The 21,833-nt window shown below is 37.1% G+C and carries 21 protein-coding genes; 10 read left to right on the forward strand and 11 right to left on the reverse strand.

From position 1 onward, the window contains the following. Nucleotides 1–74: 74 nt before the first annotated feature. The 3 genes from ACH3O9_RS04260 (at nt 75) to ACH3O9_RS04270 (ending at nt 4,014) form a co-directional block, all read left to right on the forward strand. Nucleotides 75–677: a ribonuclease HII gene (locus ACH3O9_RS04260; protein ID WP_416444723.1), complete on the forward strand. Its 603-nt coding sequence runs from the start codon at nt 75–77 to the stop codon at nt 675–677. A gap of 32 nt (nt 678–709) precedes the next feature. Then, nucleotides 710–3,193 (forward strand): DUF3352 domain-containing protein, encoded by a 2,484-nt coding sequence (locus ACH3O9_RS04265; protein WP_416444725.1) that lies wholly within the window; start codon nt 710–712, stop codon nt 3,191–3,193. A gap of 128 nt (nt 3,194–3,321) precedes the next feature. Then, complete coding sequence (locus tag ACH3O9_RS04270; RefSeq protein WP_416444727.1) at nt 3,322–4,014, forward strand: hypothetical protein; 693 nt, start codon at nt 3,322–3,324, stop codon at nt 4,012–4,014. 82 nt (nt 4,015–4,096) lie between these two features. On the opposite strand, the gene lipB is transcribed toward ACH3O9_RS04270, so the two are convergent. Together lipB and ACH3O9_RS04280 are read right to left on the reverse strand one after the other, a co-directional pair. Then, on the reverse strand, nt 4,097–4,813 hold the full coding sequence (gene lipB, locus ACH3O9_RS04275; RefSeq protein ID WP_416444729.1) for a lipoyl(octanoyl) transferase LipB: 717 nt from the start codon (nt 4,811–4,813) through the stop codon (nt 4,097–4,099). Nucleotides 4,814–4,869: 56 nt separating this feature from the next. Then, entirely contained in the window at nt 4,870–5,028 is a 159-nt protein-coding gene (locus ACH3O9_RS04280) for a YqaE/Pmp3 family membrane protein (protein ID WP_416444731.1), read from the reverse strand. A gap of 120 nt (nt 5,029–5,148) precedes the next feature. Between ACH3O9_RS04280 and lysS the strand changes: the two genes are divergently transcribed. Beyond that, a complete protein-coding gene (gene lysS / locus ACH3O9_RS04285; RefSeq protein WP_416444733.1) occupies nt 5,149–6,840 on the forward strand; it encodes a lysine--tRNA ligase in 1,692 nt (563 codons plus the stop codon). A gap of 67 nt (nt 6,841–6,907) precedes the next feature. On the opposite strand, the gene ACH3O9_RS04290 is transcribed toward lysS, so the two are convergent. Continuing rightward, nucleotides 6,908–7,162, reverse strand: a complete 255-nt coding sequence (locus ACH3O9_RS04290; RefSeq protein WP_416444735.1) for a hypothetical protein — start codon at nt 7,160–7,162, stop codon at nt 6,908–6,910. Nucleotides 7,163–7,316: 154 nt separating this feature from the next. Between ACH3O9_RS04290 and ACH3O9_RS04295 the strand changes: the two genes are divergently transcribed. After that, nucleotides 7,317–7,751, forward strand: coding sequence for a DUF4890 domain-containing protein (locus ACH3O9_RS04295; protein ID WP_416444737.1), 435 nt, complete (start codon nt 7,317–7,319; stop codon nt 7,749–7,751). A gap of 76 nt (nt 7,752–7,827) precedes the next feature. On the opposite strand, the gene hemL is transcribed toward ACH3O9_RS04295, so the two are convergent. Genes hemL through ACH3O9_RS04315 form a run of 4 tightly spaced genes read right to left on the reverse strand, consistent with a single transcriptional unit; the run spans nt 7,828 to nt 11,215 of the window. Further along, a complete protein-coding gene (hemL, locus tag ACH3O9_RS04300; protein ID WP_416444739.1) occupies nt 7,828–9,114 on the reverse strand; it encodes a glutamate-1-semialdehyde 2,1-aminomutase in 1,287 nt (428 codons plus the stop codon). A 7-nt stretch (nt 9,115–9,121) separates the two neighbouring features. Next, complete coding sequence (locus ACH3O9_RS04305; RefSeq protein WP_416444741.1) at nt 9,122–9,958, reverse strand: glucosaminidase domain-containing protein; 837 nt, start codon at nt 9,956–9,958, stop codon at nt 9,122–9,124. Nucleotide 9,959: 1 nt separating this feature from the next. Next, nucleotides 9,960–10,892 carry a 1-aminocyclopropane-1-carboxylate deaminase/D-cysteine desulfhydrase gene (locus tag ACH3O9_RS04310; protein WP_416444743.1) on the reverse strand — a complete coding sequence of 311 codons (933 nt, stop codon included), beginning with the start codon at nt 10,890–10,892 and terminating at the stop codon, nt 9,960–9,962. Continuing rightward, nucleotides 10,889–11,215, reverse strand: coding sequence for a hypothetical protein (locus ACH3O9_RS04315; protein WP_416444744.1), 327 nt, complete (start codon nt 11,213–11,215; stop codon nt 10,889–10,891). Before ACH3O9_RS04315 ends, ACH3O9_RS04310 begins: the two co-directional genes overlap by 4 nt. 352 nt (nt 11,216–11,567) lie before the next feature. Here ACH3O9_RS04315 and ACH3O9_RS04320 point away from each other — a divergent pair, with 352 nt between their 5' ends. The 4 genes from ACH3O9_RS04320 (at nt 11,568) to ACH3O9_RS04335 (ending at nt 16,192) form a co-directional block, all read left to right on the forward strand. Continuing rightward, nucleotides 11,568–13,382 carry a PA14 domain-containing protein gene (locus tag ACH3O9_RS04320; protein WP_416444745.1) on the forward strand — a complete coding sequence of 605 codons (1,815 nt, stop codon included), beginning with the start codon at nt 11,568–11,570 and terminating at the stop codon, nt 13,380–13,382. Nucleotide 13,383: 1 nt separating this feature from the next. Then, nucleotides 13,384–15,231: a PA14 domain-containing protein gene (locus ACH3O9_RS04325; protein ID WP_416444746.1), complete on the forward strand. Its 1,848-nt coding sequence runs from the start codon at nt 13,384–13,386 to the stop codon at nt 15,229–15,231. Nucleotides 15,232–15,301: 70 nt separating this feature from the next. After that, a complete protein-coding gene (locus tag ACH3O9_RS04330; RefSeq protein WP_416444747.1) occupies nt 15,302–15,460 on the forward strand; it encodes a DUF5522 domain-containing protein in 159 nt (52 codons plus the stop codon). A 186-nt stretch (nt 15,461–15,646) separates the two neighbouring features. Beyond that, nucleotides 15,647–16,192 carry a DUF4136 domain-containing protein gene (locus ACH3O9_RS04335; protein WP_416446622.1) on the forward strand — a complete coding sequence of 182 codons (546 nt, stop codon included), beginning with the start codon at nt 15,647–15,649 and terminating at the stop codon, nt 16,190–16,192. Between the two features lie 54 nt (nt 16,193–16,246). Here ACH3O9_RS04335 and ACH3O9_RS04340 read toward each other — a convergent pair whose 3' ends face one another. Next, nucleotides 16,247–16,999, reverse strand: coding sequence for an enoyl-CoA hydratase/isomerase family protein (locus tag ACH3O9_RS04340; protein WP_416444748.1), 753 nt, complete (start codon nt 16,997–16,999; stop codon nt 16,247–16,249). A 112-nt stretch (nt 17,000–17,111) separates the two neighbouring features. Between ACH3O9_RS04340 and ACH3O9_RS04345 the strand changes: the two genes are divergently transcribed. Next, nucleotides 17,112–18,893: an aromatic amino acid hydroxylase gene (locus tag ACH3O9_RS04345; protein WP_416444750.1), complete on the forward strand. Its 1,782-nt coding sequence runs from the start codon at nt 17,112–17,114 to the stop codon at nt 18,891–18,893. Between the two features lie 3 nt (nt 18,894–18,896). Here ACH3O9_RS04345 and ACH3O9_RS04350 read toward each other — a convergent pair whose 3' ends face one another. From ACH3O9_RS04350 to ACH3O9_RS04360, 3 genes are read right to left on the reverse strand one after another with little or no spacing between them, the layout of a single operon-like run. Then, nucleotides 18,897–19,298: a response regulator gene (locus ACH3O9_RS04350; protein WP_416444752.1), complete on the reverse strand. Its 402-nt coding sequence runs from the start codon at nt 19,296–19,298 to the stop codon at nt 18,897–18,899. Then, the gene (locus tag ACH3O9_RS04355; protein WP_416444754.1) at nt 19,285–21,099 is read right to left on the reverse strand and encodes a sensor histidine kinase; all 1,815 of its coding nucleotides are present in this window, start codon (nt 21,097–21,099) and stop codon (nt 19,285–19,287) included. The genes ACH3O9_RS04350 and ACH3O9_RS04355 overlap by 14 nt, the downstream gene beginning before the upstream one ends. A 14-nt stretch (nt 21,100–21,113) precedes the next feature. Next, nucleotides 21,114–21,722: a DUF4230 domain-containing protein gene (locus tag ACH3O9_RS04360; RefSeq protein ID WP_416444756.1), complete on the reverse strand. Its 609-nt coding sequence runs from the start codon at nt 21,720–21,722 to the stop codon at nt 21,114–21,116. Nucleotides 21,723–21,833 lie beyond the last annotated feature (111 nt).

Raw genomic sequence — 21,833 nt, forward strand, 5'->3', positions numbered from 1 at the left:
ATAACTAAACCTACCTAAAAAACTCCTTCTTAAAATTTAAATATGACTAAGCGGTTTAATAATTTTGTCGCAATATGTCTTTACAATTAAAATCTCAAAATTTACTTATTGAATGCGGAACTGACGAAGCTGGCAGAGGTTGTCTCGCAGGTCCGGTGACAGCTGCAGCAGCTATTTTGCCAGATGACTTTGAGAATAAACTGATTACAGATTCTAAACTGCTTTCTCATAAATCTCGCGAATTACTGAGACCTATAATAGAAGATGCCGCTATCGCCTTTGGCATAGCTCATGTCTATCCTGAAGAAATCGACAAAATAAATATCCTTAACGCTTCTATTAAAGCAATGCATCTGGCAATAGATAAGCTGAAAAAGAGGCCTGAACATATACTAGTAGATGGCAATAGATTTAAGATCTATATGGGTTGTAGTCACGCATGTATTATAAAAGGAGACAGCAAGTTCTTATCAATCGCATCTGCCTCTATTCTGGCCAAAACAGAAAGAGACAGGTATATGCAATTACTTAATGAAGAATATCCAATGTATAATTGGAAACAAAACAAAGGATATCCTACACAAGAACACAGAGAAGCAATTAAAGAATATGGCATAACTCCTTATCACCGCAAAAGCTTTAGATTGCTTCCTGAACAATTAGTTCTTAATCTTTAACCTCATTTATTAAGCGAGACCTTTTTTAAACTATGAAATATTACTTAGCACTTATTGTATTGCTTTTTCTATTGATCGGGTGTGATCAAAACCCAGTAAACCAATCATCTCTCATACCTTTTATACCACGTAATTCTTCAGTTATATTAAAGGTAAATAAATGGACAGATTTTCAAAATGCTTTAAATAATAACGCCTTACTTTCGAAGTTCGTTAAAAGTGAGCTTTATAATGTTATACAGGAGAAGAGTTCAAATTTCAATCTTATTAATCCAAAATCTGAAGTTTTGATCTCTTTCGTTTCTTTAGGAAAAAATGAATATGACATTTCGCTGGTAACAGAAAACAGTAGTTCACTTTTTAAACAAGATAGTGTTCTACAGAGTTCGATAAAACAGGTTGAATATAATGACAACACTATTTCGTCATATACTAAAGGAGAAAACACTTTATATTTTACTACAATAGAATCAACTTTCCTGGCAAGTACTTCAAGGCTCCTTATAGAGAATAAAATACGCGAAGAAAAAAGCGAAACAGTTTTTGATGCCGATTTTCAGAAATTATATAAAACAGGTATTAATTCGGCTACGGTAAATATGTATGTGCGCGGCAGCGATGCCCAACAATTATCCAGAAATATTCTGGGCTCTGCCAGTCCTAAGCTTATAGGTGCAGCATTTAAATGGGCCGCTTTAGATTTTGACATTGCAACTTCGTCAATAGAAATAAATGGAGTTATAACGTATGACGAAACTTTAAAAAACAGACTTGCGCTACTTAAAGACACAAAGCGCACCACGTCGCAAATTGCAAATGTAGTTCCCGCAGAAGCCACCGCCGCTACTTCATTCAGTTATAAAAACCTCGGTTCTTACATCAAAAATCTGGCAAAATTACGCCAAATTCAACCCAAGGATTTTGCTCTATATTTAAACGATCTCTATAGTAATTCTGACGAAATTGGTATTATTTCACTAAAAGCTGGAAACGCTCTGGCCATTCATACTACAGATATAGAACTCGCTAAAGAATCGTTACTTGCTGCCAGCAATGAAGCAGAAACATATCGCGACATTATTATAAACACCTTTAACGATTCTCTTGCCATACAGAAAGACTTCAAAGAATTGCTTGCCCCGCCTTCACTTCCCTTTTATAGCGCAATAAATGATTTTCTAATTTTTGCAGAAGATCAGGACATTCTAAAAACGGTTATTGCCAATATTCAGAATAAAACCACTTTAGACGAAAGAGAGAATTTTAGAACAATTATCGAGAAAGTGAGTAACGAGCAGTCCTTATTATTTTTTGCTAATAGCGAAAAATTAAAAGAAAAAATGACTGTAAAAGGCTCTACAGATTTAAAGAATGATCTTAAAGAAATTGATCTCTCCCTTTATCCCTTTGTCGTTGCCCAGCTTATAGAAGAGGACGATTTTTTACACTTTAATGCGCTTATCGAGCAAAATTCTGTAAAACCAGATGCCGGTGCCGTCTCCCAGATTGCGAGCGTAAAACTAGCCGCAGACCTTGCAATATCGCCCCAGCTGGTCAACAATCACCGCACAAAAGGTATGGATGTTGCCGTGCAGGATGTAAACCATGTGCTCTATCTTATAGATAATAACGGTAAAATATTATGGCAAAAACAGCTTGCCAGCAAAATACTTGGTAAAATAAGTCAGGTAGATTTGTACAAGAATGGCAGGTTGCAACTTGCTTTTACCACGAGCGACACCTTTTATATTTTAGACAGAAACGGCAATGAAGTAGCGCCTTTCCCTCTAAAATTTAATGACGATATAACGCAACCACTTTCGGTTTTTGATTATGATAATAACAGAAATTACAGATTTGTAGTAACGCAGGGCAAGAACCTGCTAATGTATGACAGCAGAGCTGCGATCGTTAACGGTTTTAAATTTACTTCCGCTAAAAGCGAAATCATACTACCGCCCAAACATATTCGTATAGGCACAAAAGATTACATCACCATTCAACAACAGAACGGAACCTTAAACATTCTCGATCGTACTGGTGATGAGAGAGTTCCTGTCGAGTTAAAATTCAACTTTAGCCAGTATCCTGTTGCAGAAGCTAATACCGGTTTTGAACTTGTAGATAAAGATGGTGTTCAGTTTCATATAGATCAAAAGGGAAAAGTCACTAAAAAAGACAAAAATCTTACCGATGGTTTTGCAGTAGCTCAATTAAACAATACACAGGCAATTATTGATAACAACCGGCTCATTGTAAATAATAAGGAGAACGAACTCGATTTTGGTCTTTACTCTGGTTTAAGCATTCAGGAAGCAGGTAAATCAAAATATATTACACTGCTTGATGAAACGGCAAAACGCGTTTTTGTTTTTGACATAAAAGGAGGTCTGTTGCCCAATTTCCCGGTTTATGGTGATTCTGCACCAGATTTAGGTCACCTGAAGCGAAATGCCAACCTGGGATTTGTAGTAAAAGGCGAGAGCGACTCTGTCCTTATATATAGGATCAATTAAAAATCGGCCCTTTTAGGGTAAAAAAGGGTCAAAATACCCCATAAATCAGGGGATAAATCGCGATTTCATTTTAGTACTTTTAGATAGAACAACAATTTTTGAAGCGTTTAATCTATTAGAATTCAATAATGAAAGCAACCATTTTATTTCTATTTACTTTTATCGCAACGCAGTTTTTATACGCGCAAGACTCTTGCTCCCGGTCCCGGTATTATCCATTTACTGAGGGCGCAAAATTCCAGATAACTACTTATGACAAAAAAGACAAAGCCGCTGCAATAGCAGATTATCTCGTTGAGTCTATAGAATCTTCAGCTCAAGGCGAAAAAGCCACCATTGCAACAACCGTTAAAGATGACAAGGGAAAAGATCTTGTCGCAACCACTTTTGATGTGTTGTGTATAAATGGCGCTATATCTATAGATTTTAAATCATTGATGCCGCCGGGGATGCTAGATCAATATAAAAATCTGGATTATAAAATATCTGGAACAAATATGGAGATTCCCGCTAACCTGGAAGTGGGTAAAACTTTGCCAGATGCAAACATGACTATGGATATAAGTATGGCGCCCATGAAAATGCAGCTTCAAGTAAATATTACAAACCGACAAGTAGAAGGTAAAGAACAGGTTACAACCGCGGCGGGGACTTTTGATTGTTTTGTGATCACATATACAACCGAATTGAATATGGGCATGTCACGACAAAGCAGCTCAAAACAATGGATAGCAGAAGGTGTGGGTATGGTAAAGCAAGAAGATTATGACAATAAAGGCAGAGTAGCAAGCAGTAGTGTCCTAACCGCCTTTAGTAAATAACTCTCAGATTTCAGACTTTGGATGTTTTTCTGCGAAATAGATTTTTAATAATCGCTCCTGAGTCTGCACCTGTAAATAGTTGCTAAACAACCACTTTTTCAACAGATAGTTCTGCTTCAAAAAGTTGAGCAAAGTGCTGAAGAATCTTCTCTTTCACCTCTTCAATATCTACTTTTTCTTTTCCTAATTCTACATTAAGAGAGGTTACCGCTTTACCTCGTATTCCGCAGGGAATGATATTATCAAAATAACCCAGATCTGCATTAACGTTAAAAGCAAAACCATGCATAGTTACCCATCGTGAGGCACGCACTCCCATCGCGCAGATCTTTCGTGCAAACGGTGTCCCCACATCAAGCCAAACTCCTGTTTCGCCGGGAGAGCGCTCAGATTTTATACCATAATCTGCGAGTGTGAGTATTATAGTTTCTTCAAGCAAGCGCAGGTATTTGTGAATATCTGTAAAGAAATTCTCAAGATCAAGAATAGGATACCCTACGATCTGGCCAGGACCATGATACGTAATATCGCCGCCCCTGTTTATTTTATAAAAAGTAGCGCCTTTAGCAGCCAGTTGTTCTTCATTAACAAGCAGGTTACTTATATCACCACTTTTGCCCAGTGTATACACATGAGGGTGCTCAACAAATAAGAAGTGATTGGGAGTTATAAGATTAGTCTCCTCTCTCCTGTTGCGTATCTTGACATCAAGAGTTTCTTTAAAAAGCGACTCCTGAAAATCCCAGGTTTCCTTATAATCCTTACTCCCCAGATCTATAATACTTACTTTCTTATTCATACCCACAAAGATAATACATTCCTAAAACCTGATTTGTCGTTACCGGCTGTAGAAAATTATCTTTTTGGGTTATTTAATATAATGAGCGCAGCAATTACTCCTGGCACCCAGCCACATATCCACAACACAAAAACTATAATCATAGAGCCACAACCTTTACCTATCACAGATAATGGAGGGAAGAAAACTGCCAGGATCACACGCCAGATACTCATAATACTCGTAGTTTTTTTAGTCTAACTATACATATAAGACCACATTCATAACCTTTCGTTACATATATTGATTTCTAGTTTGTGAGTACTTATCTTTGCGGGCTAAATAGTAAAAGCTGTATGCAACTTTCAGAACAAGAAATCGTAAGACGAGAAAAACTAAGCGCTTTACGTAAAATGGGGATTGATCCCTATCCTGCAGAGACATTTAATATCACACACACGTCAAAAGATATTAAAGAAAAGTACAACGATGGTGAGCACGTGAAGATAGCGGGCCGTCTTATGACGCGTCGTATTCAGGGTAAGGCTTCATTTGCAGAACTTCAGGATGCAGAAGGCCGCATACAGGTTTATTTTAACCGCGATGAGATCTGTACCGGTGATGACAAAACCCTGTACAACAATGTTTATAAAAAACTGCTTGACATAGGTGATATTGTAGGTCTTGAAGGCGAAATGTTCACCACTCAGGTAGGCGAGAAAACCATAATGGTTAAATCGTTTAGCATACTAAGCAAGTCTTTAAAACCTTTACCACAACCTCGCACAGATACCGAAGGTAAAACGCACGACGCATTTACAGATCCCGAGTTGCGTTATCGCCGTCGTTATGTAGATCTTATCGTAAACAGAAATGTGCGTGATACTTTTATAAAACGTACCAAGATCACAAATACGATTCGCGAGTTTTTTAACGAGCGTGGTTATCTTGAGGTTGAGACTCCTATTCTTCAGCCTATACCGGGAGGTGCAGCTGCACGACCCTTTATGACACACCACAACGCGCTAGATATTCCGCTGTATTTACGTATTGCTAATGAACTTTATCTTAAACGACTAATTGTAGGTGGTTTTGACGGAGTTTATGAATTCTCTAAAGATTTTCGTAATGAAGGGATGGATCGCACTCATAATCCTGAGTTCACGGTTATGGAACTTTATGTAGCCTATAAAGACTACAACTGGATGATGGATACTACTGAAAAACTTCTTGAGAAAGTTGCTGTAAACGCTACCGGAAACAGCAAAATAAAAGTAGGCAAGAACGAGATCGAGTTTAAAGCGCCATACCCACGTGTACCTATTTTGCAGGCTATTCAAGAACACACTGGTTATGATGTTACCGGCAAATCTGAAAGTGAACTGGCAACCATAGCCAGAGATCTGGGCATTGAGGTAGACGACACCATGGGTGTAGGTAAACTTATTGATGAGATCTTTGGTGAGAAATGTGAGCATCATTACATACAGCCTACTTTCATCACAGATTACCCAAAAGAAATGAGCCCATTAACAAAGCAACATCGCGACAATCCTGATCTTACAGAGCGTTTTGAGCTTATGGTAAACGGGAAAGAAATCGCCAATTGCTATTCTGAGTTAAACGACCCTATTGAGCAACGCGCCCGTTTTGAAGACCAACTCGCTTTAAGCGAAAAAGGTGATGACGAAGCAATGTTTATTGATCAGGACTTTCTTAGAGCATTAGAATATGGTATGCCGCCTACAGCAGGTATTGGTATTGGTATCGACAGACTGGTGATGCTTATGACAAACAACTCATCTATACAAGAAGTTCTATTCTTCCCACAAATGAAACCAGAGAAGAAACCTCTTGATCTAAATGAAGCAGAAAAAGAAGTTCTGGCTGTAGTAAAAGAGCACAAAAAATTAGAATTAAGTGAACTTAAAGCCAAACTAAACCTGAGCAATAAAGCGATGGATAAGAGTTTTAAATCTCTTACCAAACTGGGTGTTATAGAAATTAAAAAAGAAGATGGCACTATGATCTGCGAATTGCAGGAATAGGCTTTCGCCAAAAATTATATTTTATTTAAAAGGCCATTCTTAATTAGAGTGGTCTTTTTTATTCATTCTAATGATCAAACGCCGCTCCTATAAAAGCAAGACCGCCAAAGAAGAATAAAATTACCATTACAAATAAAAACCCCAAAAAAGCAACAAGCAGTCTTCCTTTAGCCCATTCCTGTTTTTGACTATTTTCTGAACTACTAAATGCCCAGACGAGCAACAGTACAAAGCCTATTATAGGCAGAGAGGCTAAGAAAATATTTAAAGCCCACTCTTTAAAATCCATGGGGCGCTCTCTATAAATATTTACCATTTCCATAATGTCTATTTTAGTGAGTTGATTTTACTTTTAAAAGAAGTTTCAAAAGCGGCTTTTAAGACCTAAAAATCGGTCAGAATGTTAAAAAATCGGCCTTAAAATAAACCTTCTTGATAATTAGTAGTCAAAAACTAAAAATGTAACAATATATAATATGAAAAATGTATTAGCCGCAGTTTTCTTTATGGCAACTATAATTATGACAGGCCAGGAGAAAAGACCAGAACGAGGAAGAATGTTTGCAAATGTTACTCCGCAGGAAATGGCGCAATTACAAACAAAACGCCTTACGTTAGCTTTGGTATTAAATGACCAGCAACAAAAGCAGTTATATGATCTTAATCTTACCGCAGCAGAGAAAATGAAAGCTAAAATGGTAGAGAGACAAGCAGCAAAAAGCAGTGAAAAAGCAGACAAAACCGCTCATATAGATCATAAAATCGACATGCTTGATACTCAAATCGCTTATCAGCAAAAGATGAAAAGCATTTTAAATGAAAAACAATTTGAACAGTGGCGCAAAATGAAAGGCGCAAAACACAAAAAGAAAATGCACAAGATGCGTGAAAGACGCAATCACAAGAATTAATTGGTTAGTGTTTATTGAAAAAGGCTGTGTTTGATTGGCACAGCCTTTTTTTATTCCTTAAAATAGACACTTCAAGTTATAGGGTAGCAGCTACTTTTGCTATCACCTCAATGGTTTCATCAAGATCTTCATAAGTTAAAGCATCTGTAATAAACCAGGTTTCATAGGCGCTGGGCGCGATGTATATTCCGTTCTCCAGCAAACCATGGAAGAACTTTTTAAAAGTTTCATTATCTCCTTTAGCCGAAGATTTAAAATCTGTAACGGCGTCTGCACTAAAATGTACAGAGATCATAGAACCTACACGGTTAATTGTGTGTGAGATATTATGTTCTGCTAAAACCTTAGTCATCCCCTTCTGTAGATATTCTGTTTTTTCTGCCAGACGCGAGAAAATTTCAGGTTCGTTGCTCAGCGCTTTAAGCATCGCAAGACCGGCTGCCATCGCTAATGGATTTCCGCTAAGTGTTCCTGCCTGATAAACCGGACCTAAAGGTGCCAGATATTCCATTATTTCATTTCGCGCAGCAAAAGCACCTACAGGCAAACCACCACCTATCACTTTACCAAAGGTTACAATATCTGCATTCACGCCCATTAATTCCTGAACGCCACCGGCAGCAAGTCTAAAACCCGTCATAACCTCATCAAAGATCAATAAGCTGGCATGCTCGTCACAAAGAGCTCTCAAGTCTTGTAAAAATCCTTCGACCGGAGGAATACAACCCATATTACCCGCAACAGGTTCTATGATTATAGCAGCAATCTCACCGGGATTGGCCTTAAAAATTTCGGCAACCTGTTCCAGGTTATTGTATTCTGCAAGCAATGTATCTTTTGCAGTTCCAGAAGTAACCCCCGGACTATTAGGCGAACCAAAAGTAACCGCGCCACTCCCCGCCTGTATTAAAAATGAATCTGAATGACCGTGATAACAACCAGCAAATTTGATGATCTTATCCCTTCCGGTATAACCGCGAGCTAACCGCACAGCGCTCATACAAGCTTCAGTACCACTATTTACAAAACGTATTTTATCAATATTTGGCACCATAGCAACCGCAAGTTCTGCGATCTGTGTTTCAATTTCTGTAGGCATACCAAAAGAAGTTCCCTTTTGCGCCTTTTCTATTACAGCATCTACAACCGGCTTGTATGCATGTCCCAAAACCATGGGACCCCATGAGTTTATATAATCTATTAATCTATTGCCGTCTTCATCATATAAATAAGCGCCTTTTGCTTCTTTTACAAAAATAGGATCACCTCCTACTGCTTTAAATGCACGAACTGGTGAGTTTACTCCGCCAGGAATTACTTGTTGAGCTTGCGCGAAAAGTGCGCTACTTCTCTTATAAATCATACTTATTTTATCCTTTATTTATGGGTTTTACATACAATACCTGCCCTTCATAGATGGTATTATCTGTGAGCCCATTATATTTTTTCAAAGTCTCTACTGTTAAATTGTGCTTTCTGGCGATAGCATAAAGCGTCTCTCCTTTTTGTACAGTATACTTACTTATTTCTTCTTCTGCCGAAGTATTGTTGTTACTTCTCGCTGATCTGCCTGATGTACCCAACACTTCTTCATCAAAAGAATATAGTTTGTAGTTTTCTATGATGGCTATCAATTTTTCAGGATACTTTCTATCTGTTGCGTAACCCGCAGCTCTCAAACCTTTTGCCCAACCTTCATAGTCATCTTTTCGCAATTTAAAAAGATCATTGTAGCGTTGTCTGCCAGTAAGAAATAAGGAGTGATCTCTAAATGAAAATTTGGGATCTTTATATTTTCTAAAACATTCTCCTTTCTCGTCGTCGTCGTGATACACCACAGCGCCTTTCCAGTCATGGCACTTAATACCAAAGTGATTATTAGCCTTGCGTGTGAGTTCGCCACGACCGGCACCAGATTCTAAAACCGCTTGAGCGAGTGTAATACTTGCCGGTATGCCGTACTGCCGCATCTCTTCTTTAGCGATCTCTGCATATGCATTTATGTAACCTGCTACATTATCTACGGGAGCTGTTTCTACCGCTACTTTAGTTTCTGGTTGAGTCTCTGCAGGGGTTTCTGTAGGTTCTGCTTTTATAACGATCTCTGTAGATCTTACTTTAGCTTTTTTACGAGCGGCTTTTTTAGAACCGCCACAACTTGTTATAAATAGTGCTACAACTGCAACCAGTACTATCTTTTTCAGCATATTAAATTTTTATGATTTGAGCTCCTTTTTTATGCAAACGAGAATTAACTCCAGATATTCCCTGAAGTCCTCCCGTATGAACGGCTAAAATACGAGTATTTGAAGAGAATTTTCCCCTCTTTATCATATCAACTATCCCGTAAACCATCTTCCCTGTATAAATAGGATCTAAAGGAATATTATATTTTGATTTGAACTCATTAATAAATGAAACCAATTCATCTGTGACTTTGCCATAACCGCCAAAGTGATAATCCTGTATCAAACTCCAATTTGTGTTCTGGGTGTATTTTTTGACCTCATCGCTTAAAAAATCACCTTTTAATGCCGGAAAACCGACTATTTCCTGGCTATTTTTAGACGCTTCTATAATTCCGGAAATTGTGCCACCGGTTCCTACCGCGCAACAGATGTAATCAAAAGAAGCGTCGTTTTTACTTAAGATTTCTTTACACCCTTTTACTGCAAGATGATTTGTTCCACCTTCTGGCACTTCATAAAAATCACCAAATTGAGCAATCATTTCTTCTTTAAAATCTGCCGTTTCCTTTCTTCTGTAATCTTCCCGATTTATAAATTCTAATTGCATACCGCACTTTTTCGCAAAGCGCAATGTTGCATTTGTCTCTAAAGTCTGTGAGATATTTTTTGCTAATTCGTCACCTCTTATAATACCAATAGTTTTAAAACCTTCAAGTTGACCTGCTTTGGCAGTAGCTGCAATGTGGTTTGAAAAGGCGCCACCGTATGTGAGTAGTGTTTTGAAACCTTGGGCTTTCGCTACAGCGAAATTATATTTCAATTTTCTGAATTTATTTCCGGATACTTCGGGATGCAATAGATCTTCTCTTTTCATAAAAAGTTCTACTCCGCTTTTGTTGTCTTTATAGACAAAGGCGTTTTCACTTTGAAAATCTCCCTGAAAAATGCTCATAAATACCTGAAAAATGACCAGTTTTTCCTGATTTTTAAATAAGAAAGCGAGGTTTCTTTCGCGTAAGCTTCTCTCTCAAAAGAGACATTTAGATAAGCTAGATACGCATTTCTGTATTGAGCAAGTCTAATTAAAAACTCTGCAGCATACCAAATAAAAAAAGGAATCACAAGCAACTCTAATTGTTGCCTTAAATGAATACGCTCATGGTTCATAAACACAACATCGCTCTTAAGAGATTTACTCCTGAGAACCACTAATGGCCAAACTGCAAAACCAGCGTAACCTTTTGCGATTAAAGCTCTGTTAATAATGACCAACATGCATTTTAAAAATTGATGTTGCAAAGGTAAAGGATTTTGAAGAAGGCAGGATATGGAAGCATGACAAGCAGTCAATTTGCAATTTATCTATCAACGATAATTACAAAATGGGTAATAGTGATATGAAAATCGCAAAATACATGCAAAAAGCAATTATTGAAAATTAAATACGCGGTTGAAATTTAAATTTCAAAAAATACCCTATTATGCAAAATTATAACTTCGATAAAGAGTTTATATAATCGACATAATACACAGATTTACAAAACTTTAAGAGGAAAAAGCACGTATATAATTAGGTTAGACGCTCATAAAAAAATTAAATTCGTCCACCCTAATTTCCGTATACCGCATGAATAGAATAAATTACCCCCAAAATCGTATTGTTTTATTTACATTGTTTTTAATTATCACAACTGCTTGTTATGCACAAGTGGGGATAGGAAACATATCACCACATGAATCCTCTTTATTAGACATTCATAACTCCGCTGGAGATAAAGGAGTCTTGATACCTCGTGTTAATATACCTAATTTAAGCTCCCAGAATCCAATAGTTGGCACAGCAGCAGAGAGTCTTTTAGTATATAATACTAATACTACTACAGGTAAAGGCTTCTATTATTGGTCCGGTTCAAGCTGGATAAAGGTAAGTAGTGGTTCAGCAGATAATCTTTACACTGCAGACGGTACTTTAGCAGGAAACAGGACAATAAGCGCATCAAATAACTTTTTGCAGTTAGCCAGCAACCAAGGTAGAAACGCTTTTATACTTAAGCGTACTAATAACAATACAGAACAGGGAATAGCTTTCCAAAATTCTGACAATGCTTACGATGCCAATATCTATATGCAACCTGGCACTAATCAAGGTTTAGTTTTTGCTACGGGAGGTACTTCATCTACAATTACAAATCTTTCTTCCACACTCACGTTAAAAAATGATAACGGTCTTGTGCTAAATGGATACGGCACCGGTAGTAAGAGTGGTGCTCCATCTCATATTCTAGGGATAGATACTAACGGTAATGTATTAGAAATAGACCAGGGAGTAGCCTCTTCTCAAGCTAACAAAGACTGGTTTAAGGCCAGTACTACTTCGCCACCTACAGACATTGGCGATAATATTTACACAAACGGCAATGTTGGTATTAATATTCTAGACCCACAGGCTACTTTTCATGTTTACGAAGCAATGGGTACAGTAGCTGGTCCTAACACTGGGACAATATTATTAGAACATGGTAATACTGACGGTACTGGTGAATCTTCAATAGTCTTTAAAAGCGCAATTAACTCAGGAAGTGATTATGGCTATATTAAATATCAGGATGATGGCAGTGGTAACGGTTCTACAACTGAAAACAGTCTGCTTGAAATAGGTACGTCTAATGATGGGCCAGATACTCCTTGGCAGGATGATATCAATATAAATGCTTCTGGTTCATTAGGTATAAATACAAGTGCTCCAAGCCCCAGCGCTTCGCTGCATCTGGCAAGAAATAATCAAGGTATTCTTATTAACAGAGTAGCCCTTCAGAGCAGAACAGATACAAATACAATTGTAGGTGAAGAACCAGACGGACTCTTAGTATACAATACTGCTCCCGCAGGAACCGCCCCTAATAATGTTGTAGAAGGGTTCTATTATTGGGATAATGCTCAATGGAATAGTTTCAATAATACAGGAAACAGCCCGGCAGCAGGCGTACAATATTATTCGTATGATATAAGTAATCAAAATGCTCCTGATATAAGAATTTTAGAAACAAATACTATAGTAACTAAATCTGGTGGTTATGCCGGCAATCTTAATAATGATGCTATTGCAGCTATGAATCCAGCAGTAAGCGATTCTGATGGTTTTGCAATTAAAATAGTAGGTACATATACTGTAAAAACTGCTGGTAATTTCACTTTTAAGATGGGAACTGACGACGGTGGTCGTATCTATATAGATGACTCTCTCGTATTTAACGACTGGAGTGATAGTGGACTTGAAAACCCTTTACCTTCTTCTGCAGCCATACCGCTTGCAAAAGGTAAGCATCAATTTGTTTTTTGGTTTTACGAGAACGCTGGGGGACAAGAATTAAGATTAGAATGGGCAGCGAATCCCGATGGCCTTAGCGGAACTATGAAAGCTACAGACTTTACAATTGAATAGCATGTTAGATATAATATACTATTCAATTGTAAGCCGAAAAATTCAAGCTAAGGGATTTGTATTGATAATTAAACTATTAAAACGGTTAAGTTTCTTGGTTCTTCTACTCAATATAAATATCTATGCACAAATAGCTATAGGTAACATTAACCCTGATGAATCATCGCTTCTAGATATAGGAGGTGTTAATGCTACAGAGGGTTTGCTTTTACCTCAAGTAAATATTATAAATCTAAATAATCAATCACCTATAACCGGAGCTGCTGAAGAGGGATTAATTGTATATAATACAAATACCTCAACAGGAAAAGGCTTTTATTATTGGGATTCTGCCAAATGGCAGAAAATCAATACAGGCAATATAAATTTGTACACAGCAAATAGTGCTCTAAATTCAAATCGGATCATAAACGCAAGTACTCAAAGCCTCTCTCTTTCTGGCTCTACCAATAGAAATTCATACATTCTTAAACGTACAGATAATTCATTAGAAAACGGGTTCAGTTTTAGAAATTCTGGCAATTATTATGACAACGCCATATACGTAAAACCCAACACAGGAACAGATCTGGTTTTTGCAACGGGTTCTAACGTTTCTAATCCTAACAGCCTAACTCCTACATTAACTTTAAGAAATGATAACGGAATAACTCTCAATGCTTACGGTAAAGGAAATTTTTCAGGAACGCTTGCGTACTTTTTAAACGTAGATAATAACGGAAATTTAATTGAAGAGGCTACTCAAGACAGGTATAGAAAAACAAACAATGACTGGTATCTTGAAAAAAGCACGAATGCTCCTATTAGTATTGATGACAACATATATACCAATGGGCTCGTTGGTATAAACACGAACAATCCCAATAATACATTCACTATATATGAAACCTCCGGCTCTCCTGTTTCAGCAACAGAGGGCACCATAATAATAGAGCATGGAGATGATGGAGGAAAATCTTCTATCGTCTTTCCCAGTGGTTATAACTCGGGCAGTGATTATGCTTTTATACAATATCAGGATAATAAAGGAGGAAGTGCCTCTTCAGGACATGACGCGGTCCTTGAATTAGCTGTAATGAATAACGGAAACGGTATTTATGAAGATGATATAAATATAAATGCCGCCGGGTCACTGGGTATTAATAATGTATCTCCTGCCATAAGTGCTTCTATAGACATGGGCAGATCTAATCAAGGTTTGCTTATTAATAAAGTTCAATTAAAAAATATTACAGATAACGCAACCATTCAGGCTGCAGAACCTGATGGACTCTTAGTTTATAATACCACAGCAGCAGGAAGTTCACCCAATAATGTGGTAGAAGGTTTTTATTATTGGGATAACAATAGATGGAATCTCATAAAAGCGTATACCAGTACTATACATCCTGGTATGCAATTTTATTCTTATGACATAGCAGAAAATTCAGCACCTGATATTGATAATATTGAATATGAAACTCTTATAACTAAATCAGGGGCATATAATGGCATTCTCGATTCTAATGCGGCTATAGCAACTATGAACCCTACTACTGATGATACCGGATATGTTATAAAAATAACCGGAACTTATGAAGTTATGAATTCAGGAAATTTTAATTTCTCTGCTCATTCAGATGATGGAGTTAGGCTTTATATTGACGGCTCGATAGTATTAGATAGTTGGCTAAGTGCGCCTTCAGGTGGTTTAGATCAAACCGGATCTGCAAATTTGGGAAAAGGCAAACACAAGTTTGAGTTTTGGTACTTTCAATATACGGGCCCATTTGATTTTAAATTTTCCTGGGGCTCAAATACTGATGGAAAAACAGGAGTTATCAAGGCTTCCGATTTTACCGTTGAATAGCCTAAAATTGACATTAAAAGCCTAGTTTTTGTATCTTCAAATAAAAAGCTTTTCTAGTCTATATTTGCACGTGTCTTATTTCAAAAAACATATTCCGCTAGAAGAAGGAGATTATTACCTTACACCACAAGGTTATCGGTGCTTTACTGAGCAGTATCATTTAAAACGTGGTTACTGTTGTGACAGCAATTGCAGGCACTGCCCCTACAAAGAAAATTCTAAGAAATAGTTTTCTATTTTGAGCTTATCAAGCTCCTGTTCAATCAAGTCTCATAAATAAACGTGGTACAATACTTGATGAATATTCTTGTGAAAACTTTAGCTATTATTTCTAGGTTTCTTTGCTGAATTTTGCAAATGCTTTAGTAACTTAATAAGGCTCAAGTAACAGTACTAATCTCATAAAATTATAATGATGAAAGCGTTTAAACCCTTGTTATTAGTTTTGATCATTGCAGCCTTTTCTTCATGCAGCAGTGTAAAAGTAGCATCAGATTACGATCAAAGCACAAACTTTAACCAATATAAAACCTTTGCTTTTTTTAAGCCCGGGATTGACAAAGCAGAAATATCAGACCTTGATAAAAAACGTATAATGCGAGCTATTGAAGCTCAACTTACAGCAAAAGGTTTTACTAAATCTGATAATCCTGAAATGCTCGTAAGCATTTTTACCACTGCTCAACAAAGAGTAGATGTATACAATAACTATGGTTGGGGCTGGGGTCCTTGGGGACCTTATAATCCTTATTGGGGTGGTTACGGTTATGGTAACTCTATATCACGAAGTACAGAAGGTACGCTTTACATAGACCTAATTGATGCAGGTAAGAAAGAACTTGTGTGGCAAGGTCAGGGTACAGGTTATCTGGCAAAAGATGTAAGTAAAAAACAAGACAGAATAAATGAGATTGTTCAGGAAATTATGACTGAATATCCTCCTAAATTAGCCGATAATTAGGCTAAAACTGCCGATTTTCATATCAAAAAGGCCTGTTTTTCAGGCCTTTTTTTATTAATCATATCCTTGTAAGGTTTTCTTTGTAAATTCAGAAAGAACCAGAGATCCACTCATTTTAGCACGTTCCTGCAAAAGGGCCGGCCACGATTCTGTACCTTCCCAAAAAACCGTTTTGCTGGCTTTGAGAGCTTCCGGATTATAAGTGATCAAGTTATTTGTGAGTGTCTGTATCCCCATATCCATCTCTGCTATATTTTCATAGACCTCTGCATACAAACCGTTCTCTTTTGCCCATTGCGGGTCATAAAAGCCTTTAGCATTAATAGTCATTTGGGAGAAAGCTGAAACCCCAATTTTTCGCTCAAGCGCGGGGCCTATAACAAATGGGCCAATACCAATGCTTATTTCACTAAGCTTAATCGAGGCATATTTAGTTGCAAAACAATAATCTGTTGCCGCTGCCAGCCCTACTCCGCCCCCTACAGCTTTTCCCTGAACGCGACCTATTATTAACTTGGGGCAGGAACGCATTGCAAGAATAACATTTGCAAAGCCCATAAAAAACTTTTCCCCGTCTGCATCGTTTTCAATCGCAATGAGCTCTTTAAAACTAGCTCCAGCACAGAATGTGCGGTCACCTCCACTTTTTAAGACTATTACTTTTACCTCATCAAGCCCTCCCGCTTCTTCTATCTTATCTTTTAACTCATTTAAAATAGACAACGGTAGTGCATTGTGATCTGGAGTATAAAAAGTTATCGTAGCAATTCCTGATTGGTGCTCCAGTTCTACATATTGATCTTCCATAAAAATATCAGGAATTAGATTTTTGGTTATTAGAATGCTAAAAATAATGGTTAAATTCTAGCAATACAAAAAATCAAGATGCTGAAATTCGCATTGAGATTAGTAAATTTAAATGATGAACGTCAATTGCAATACAGATATAGAAATCAACCCACTCATAGACAGACTGCCTGCTCATTTGAGACAATTTATTATGCCTCAAAACTATGATAATTACACAGCGATAAATCAGGCTGTGTGGCGTTATGTAATGCGCAAAAATGTTGATTATCTTACTAAAATTGCACATAAATCGTATTTAGAAGGTTTAAAACTAACGGGCATTTCTATAGATCACATTCCTAATATGTACGGTATGAACCGTATTTTAAAAGACATTGGCTGGGCTGCGGTTGCTGTAGACGGCTTTATACCACCGGGTGCTTTTATGGAGTTTCAGGCATATAATGTTCTCGTTATTGCTTCAGATATACGCCAGCTTGAACATATAGAATACACGCCCGCCCCAGATATTATTCATGAAGGTGCCGGCCATGCACCTATAATAGCAAATCCTGAATATGCAGAATATTTAAGACGCTTTGGCGAAATAGGATGCAAAGCCATATCATCTGCAAAAGACTATGAGTTGTATGAAGCCGTGCGCAAGCTTTCGATTTTAAAAGAAGCTGAAAATTCTCACGCTGATGAAATAGAAGCTGCCGAAACAAAAGTTGACTATTTACAGCAAAATATGGGAACGCCTAGCGAGATGTCACGCATACGTAATTTACATTGGTGGACTGTAGAATACGGACTTATAGGCCCACTCAATAACCCAAAGATATACGGTGCAGGGTTGCTATCATCAATAGGTGAAAGCAAATGGTGCATGACTAATGATGTAAAAAAGTTGCCGTATAATATCGCTGCCGCGGAACAAGAATTTGATATTACTAAACCACAACCACAACTGTATGTGACTCCAGATTTTGCCTATTTAAGTCAGGTTTTAGAGGAGTTTGCAAATACAATGGCTTTACGCACCGGTGGTCCTGAAGGGTTAAAAAAATTAATAGATTCGCAGGCTTTAGGCACGGTTGAATTAAGCACGGGATTACAGATATCTGGCAGTTTTAAGGAAATGATTACCTCAGGCGATAAGGTCGCTTACATACAAACTCTGGGGGATACTGCTTTATCGTATAGAGATAAAGAATTAGTAGGTCATGGCACAGCAAGCCACCGCAATGGCTATGGTACGGCATTAGGCAAACTTAAAGGTATTAATCTTGCTATAGAAGATATGAGTCCGCGTGATTTACAGGCTTATAAAATTTTTGAAGGGCAACGAGTAGCATTAGAATTTGAAGCCGGTATTAAAGTGGAAGGCGAAATAATAACAGGAACCAGAAATCTGAAAGGAAAAATACTGCTTATAAGCTTTCGCGAATGTACGGTGACGCTAGGCGATCGTGTCCTCTTCAAACCAGAATGGGGTAAATATGACATGGCGGTAGGTAAAAAAATTGTTTCAGCGTATGCCGGTCCGGCTGATGACCAATCTTTTAACCGGATTACCCATAAATTATCTACAAGCGATAACAAGAATAGCAGATCGCAGAGCAATAGTGAATTAAATTCTTTATATCTGGCGGTGCGCAATTACAGAGAAGGAAAGAACACCCAGCACACTCCTGAAGCCGTTTTTAAAATTCTCAAGAAAGACTATCCTAATGATTGGCTACTTACTGTAGAATTGTATGAAATCGCTTTCAAACGTCAAAAAACGGCCTTTTTAGGTGAAATATTGGCTTATTTAGAAGAGCTTAAACAAAGAAAAAGGTCAATAGCACATCTTATAAATGATGGTGTTGACCTCATAAATGCTGATAAACTTATTGAAAAAGTATAATTTTTAAAGTGCAGATATCTTCTCCTTAATTCCCTCGAGATCTTTTACCGCGATAGGTTTAACAACATAGTTTGACACTATATTAAATTCTTTTGCACGCTCAAGATCTACTGTATCTATTGATGAAGTGACGATATAAATAACTATCTGCTTGGGTGAATCAACTTTAGTGAACTCTTCCAAGAATTCCCAGCCATCCATAACAGGCATGTTAAGATCTAGCAGAATTACCTCGGGTATGTTTTCGCCTTCAGCGATGATGCTGGTTAATTTATCAAGAGCTTCTTTACCATTACAACATATAAGAAAGTTATCACAAAACTCAGTTAGCTCCATCATTTTCTTAATCCCAAAAACAAAAATGGGATCATCGTCAATTATACAAGCCAATTTAACTTTTTTCATATAAGTATATTTTAAATGTTGTACCCTTATTTACTTCACTCTCTACTGTAATCTCACCGCCCATTACCTCAATTTGTCGTTTGGTCATATATAATCCTAACCCTCTGCTATCAGGATGATCATGAAAGGTCTTATACATACCAAATATTTTCTTCTTGTGCCGCACAAGATCTATACCTCTGCCATTATCTTCTACAGTTATAATGCTTTGCAATCCATTTTTGTGAGCAGAAAAACGCACCCATGAATCTCTGTCACGCGATCTGTATTTGATCGAATTAGTAAGCATATTTAAAATTACGCTCTCAAGATAAGCCGGCACCGCAGAAACCATAAAAGAAGGATCTATATCATTTATAACCTTAAAACCATTATTTAAGATATGACCTTGGATAGAAGAAATCATCTTCTCAAGATACTCATTCAAATTGAGATTAAGCTTATCCTGCTTATCAACATCGAGTGCGATTACCCCATTTAAATGATCTATTGTTTCAGAAAGCATTTTAGAAGCGCGTTTAAGCATATTAAACTGTTGCTCTTTCTCATCTGCTTCCTCTTCTTTTTCCATAAATTCAAGTAGCATTGCAATGTTACTTGTATGTGATCGCAAGTTATGAGAAACTATATGAGCAAAATCAAGAAGACGCCTGTTCTGCCTTGTCGTAACATCAATAAATTTATCTACTTCCTTACTTTTCTTTTTTAGTTCACTAATATCCTGTATCTGGGCAATTATAGTTGATGGCACACCATCTTCATCAAACGTTAGAGAAACAAAAACTCGTGCATCAATTACATTCCCATTCTTATGTATATATCTGGTTTCAAAATTGAGTTTTTCAATTTTACCATTTAAGAGTTGCTTTACTTTTGCTAAAGAAACCTGCGAATCATCAGGATGAGTGACATCTCTTATTCTAAGTTCTAAAAATTCTTTTCGGCTATAGCCAAAAATAGCTTTGGCTGCGATATTTATATCCTTAATTTTAAAAGTATGAGCATCAACGAGAATAAAGGCAATCAACGTATTTTTAAATGCCATTCTAAATCGCTCTTCGCTGGTTTGTATTTGCAGCTCTCTGCGCTTGGCAACACTTATATCCTGAAAAGTACCTAATAGCCTAACACACTTACCATCTTCAAACTGAGCTTCTCCCCGTGCATTAACCCAAACTTCTTTTCCCTTGTGCGAAATAAGCACCAGTTCTGCATTATATGAAGTCCCATTCTCAACAGCTTCTTGTACAAGTTTTTGAATTTTGTTGCGACTATGACCCTCTTTGTAAAATGAAAGCGCACCTTCTAATTTAGGTATATACTCTGCAGGAACTTCATGTATCTTTCTGGTAACATTACTCCAGTAAATAGAATCCTTGATAAGATCTACTTCCCAATAACCTATTTCTGCGACACGGTTTGCCTGCTCACGTAATTTCTGAATACGATTGCTACGTGCACTTTTTACAAATACACGTTGAATAAACAAAAAAGGTTCTCCGCTTTTATAGATCGGTTTTATATCCCAGCGATATACTTCATCATTTTTTTCATTCTCTTCCTGATAAAATTGATCAGTACCAGAAAGGGCTTTCTGTAATATTTTTATCCACAGGGTTTCATTTTTTACTGCTACAGGAAGTGAAAATATCGACTCATTCACTGCAACTGTGAATTTAGTTTTCCAGGTAGCAGTACAATCAACAATGATGAGATCTTCATTGAGCATGGCCATAACGCCAGGCAATATTTCAAAATTGAATGTTGACAAACGAGAATCCTGTATTGCAGATTTATTCATTCCTTCTTCTTTAATCAAGGTAAAAACTGATTGAGTTCACCCTCCTTTTCTATAATTCTATCTTCGTATTTCAGCGTCCAGCCCAGCGACCTGGTGAGAATATAAATATTAGATAATTCGCTAATTAACCTGTTTTTAGCATTTTGCTTTATATCTGATGCTTCTATCTTTTTCTCTATAAGTTGATCAATACGCTTTTTGATCTTGTTATAATCTTTAGCCTCAAATTGATTTAAGTAATCCTGACTCACATCATAATATTCTATATCAGGATTAATACTAATTTCTTCCTTAGGAATATTCTTAATAGTTATTACCTTATTTTCAGTATCTACCTTCGTTTGCAACTGCCTAAGATCATATGCAATCGATACTTTGGCATTAACAACGATAAGTGCTTTTTTTCTAGCCGAAAATATATCGAGGTAGAATTTCTTAGAATCTTCATAAGTGAAAACCTGAGAGAAATTACCTTCTGTAACTACTAATTTACCTACATTCTTAACTTGTTGCTCAATGAGCGCAGAAGCCTCTTCTAACCCATCGTCACGTTTATTATCGCAATAACGTAATGTAAAAACTACAAGCAGCGTGAGGATGACACCAAAAACAATTTTGCGCATCTAAAAATTTAAGAGTTTGCTTCCCTAAGATAAAAAATAAACGTGGTAAATGTTAGAAACACCTTCAAGCTCTAGCCAAAAACCAAGCTACAAGATGCTAAAATCGGATAA

The sequence above is a fragment of the Leeuwenhoekiella sp. A16 genome, assembly GCF_047946675.1.
Taxonomy (GTDB): Bacteria; Bacteroidota; Bacteroidia; order Flavobacteriales; family Flavobacteriaceae; genus Leeuwenhoekiella.

Bases quoted from the DNA above. Each gene is read 5' to 3' on its own strand.
- ACH3O9_RS04305 (WP_416444741.1), bottom strand. From the start codon at position 9,958: ATGCTGAAAAAGATAGTACTGGTTGCAGTTGTAGCACTATTTATAACA.
- ACH3O9_RS04295 (WP_416444737.1), top strand. From the start codon at position 7,317: ATGAAAAATGTATTAGCCGCAGTTTTCTTTATGGCAACTATAATTATG.
- ACH3O9_RS04360 (WP_416444756.1), bottom strand. From the start codon at position 21,722: ATGCGCAAAATTGTTTTTGGTGTCATCCTCACGCTGCTTGTAGTTTTT.
- ACH3O9_RS04265 (WP_416444725.1), top strand. From the start codon at position 710: ATGAAATATTACTTAGCACTTATTGTATTGCTTTTTCTATTGATCGGG.
- hemL (WP_416444739.1), bottom strand. From the start codon at position 9,114: ATGATTTATAAGAGAAGTAGCGCACTTTTCGCGCAAGCTCAACAAGTA.
- ACH3O9_RS04355 (WP_416444754.1), bottom strand. From the start codon at position 21,099: ATGAATAAATCTGCAATACAGGATTCTCGTTTGTCAACATTCAATTTT.
- ACH3O9_RS04340 (WP_416444748.1), bottom strand. From the start codon at position 16,999: ATGGAAGATCAATATGTAGAACTGGAGCACCAATCAGGAATTGCTACG.
- ACH3O9_RS04325 (WP_416444746.1), top strand. From the start codon at position 13,384: ATGTTAGATATAATATACTATTCAATTGTAAGCCGAAAAATTCAAGCT.
- ACH3O9_RS04350 (WP_416444752.1), bottom strand. From the start codon at position 19,298: ATGAAAAAAGTTAAATTGGCTTGTATAATTGACGATGATCCCATTTTT.
- ACH3O9_RS04335 (WP_416446622.1), top strand. From the start codon at position 15,647: ATGAAAGCGTTTAAACCCTTGTTATTAGTTTTGATCATTGCAGCCTTT.
- ACH3O9_RS04290 (WP_416444735.1), bottom strand. From the start codon at position 7,162: ATGGAAATGGTAAATATTTATAGAGAGCGCCCCATGGATTTTAAAGAG.
- lysS (WP_416444733.1), top strand. From the start codon at position 5,149: ATGCAACTTTCAGAACAAGAAATCGTAAGACGAGAAAAACTAAGCGCT.
- lipB (WP_416444729.1), bottom strand. From the start codon at position 4,813: ATGAATAAGAAAGTAAGTATTATAGATCTGGGGAGTAAGGATTATAAG.
- ACH3O9_RS04280 (WP_416444731.1), bottom strand. From the start codon at position 5,028: ATGAGTATCTGGCGTGTGATCCTGGCAGTTTTCTTCCCTCCATTATCT.
- ACH3O9_RS04260 (WP_416444723.1), top strand. From the start codon at position 75: ATGTCTTTACAATTAAAATCTCAAAATTTACTTATTGAATGCGGAACT.
- ACH3O9_RS04270 (WP_416444727.1), top strand. From the start codon at position 3,322: ATGAAAGCAACCATTTTATTTCTATTTACTTTTATCGCAACGCAGTTT.
- ACH3O9_RS04345 (WP_416444750.1), top strand. From the start codon at position 17,112: ATGATGAACGTCAATTGCAATACAGATATAGAAATCAACCCACTCATA.
- ACH3O9_RS04315 (WP_416444744.1), bottom strand. From the start codon at position 11,215: ATGTTGGTCATTATTAACAGAGCTTTAATCGCAAAAGGTTACGCTGGT.
- ACH3O9_RS04320 (WP_416444745.1), top strand. From the start codon at position 11,568: ATGAATAGAATAAATTACCCCCAAAATCGTATTGTTTTATTTACATTG.
- ACH3O9_RS04310 (WP_416444743.1), bottom strand. From the start codon at position 10,892: ATGAGCATTTTTCAGGGAGATTTTCAAAGTGAAAACGCCTTTGTCTAT.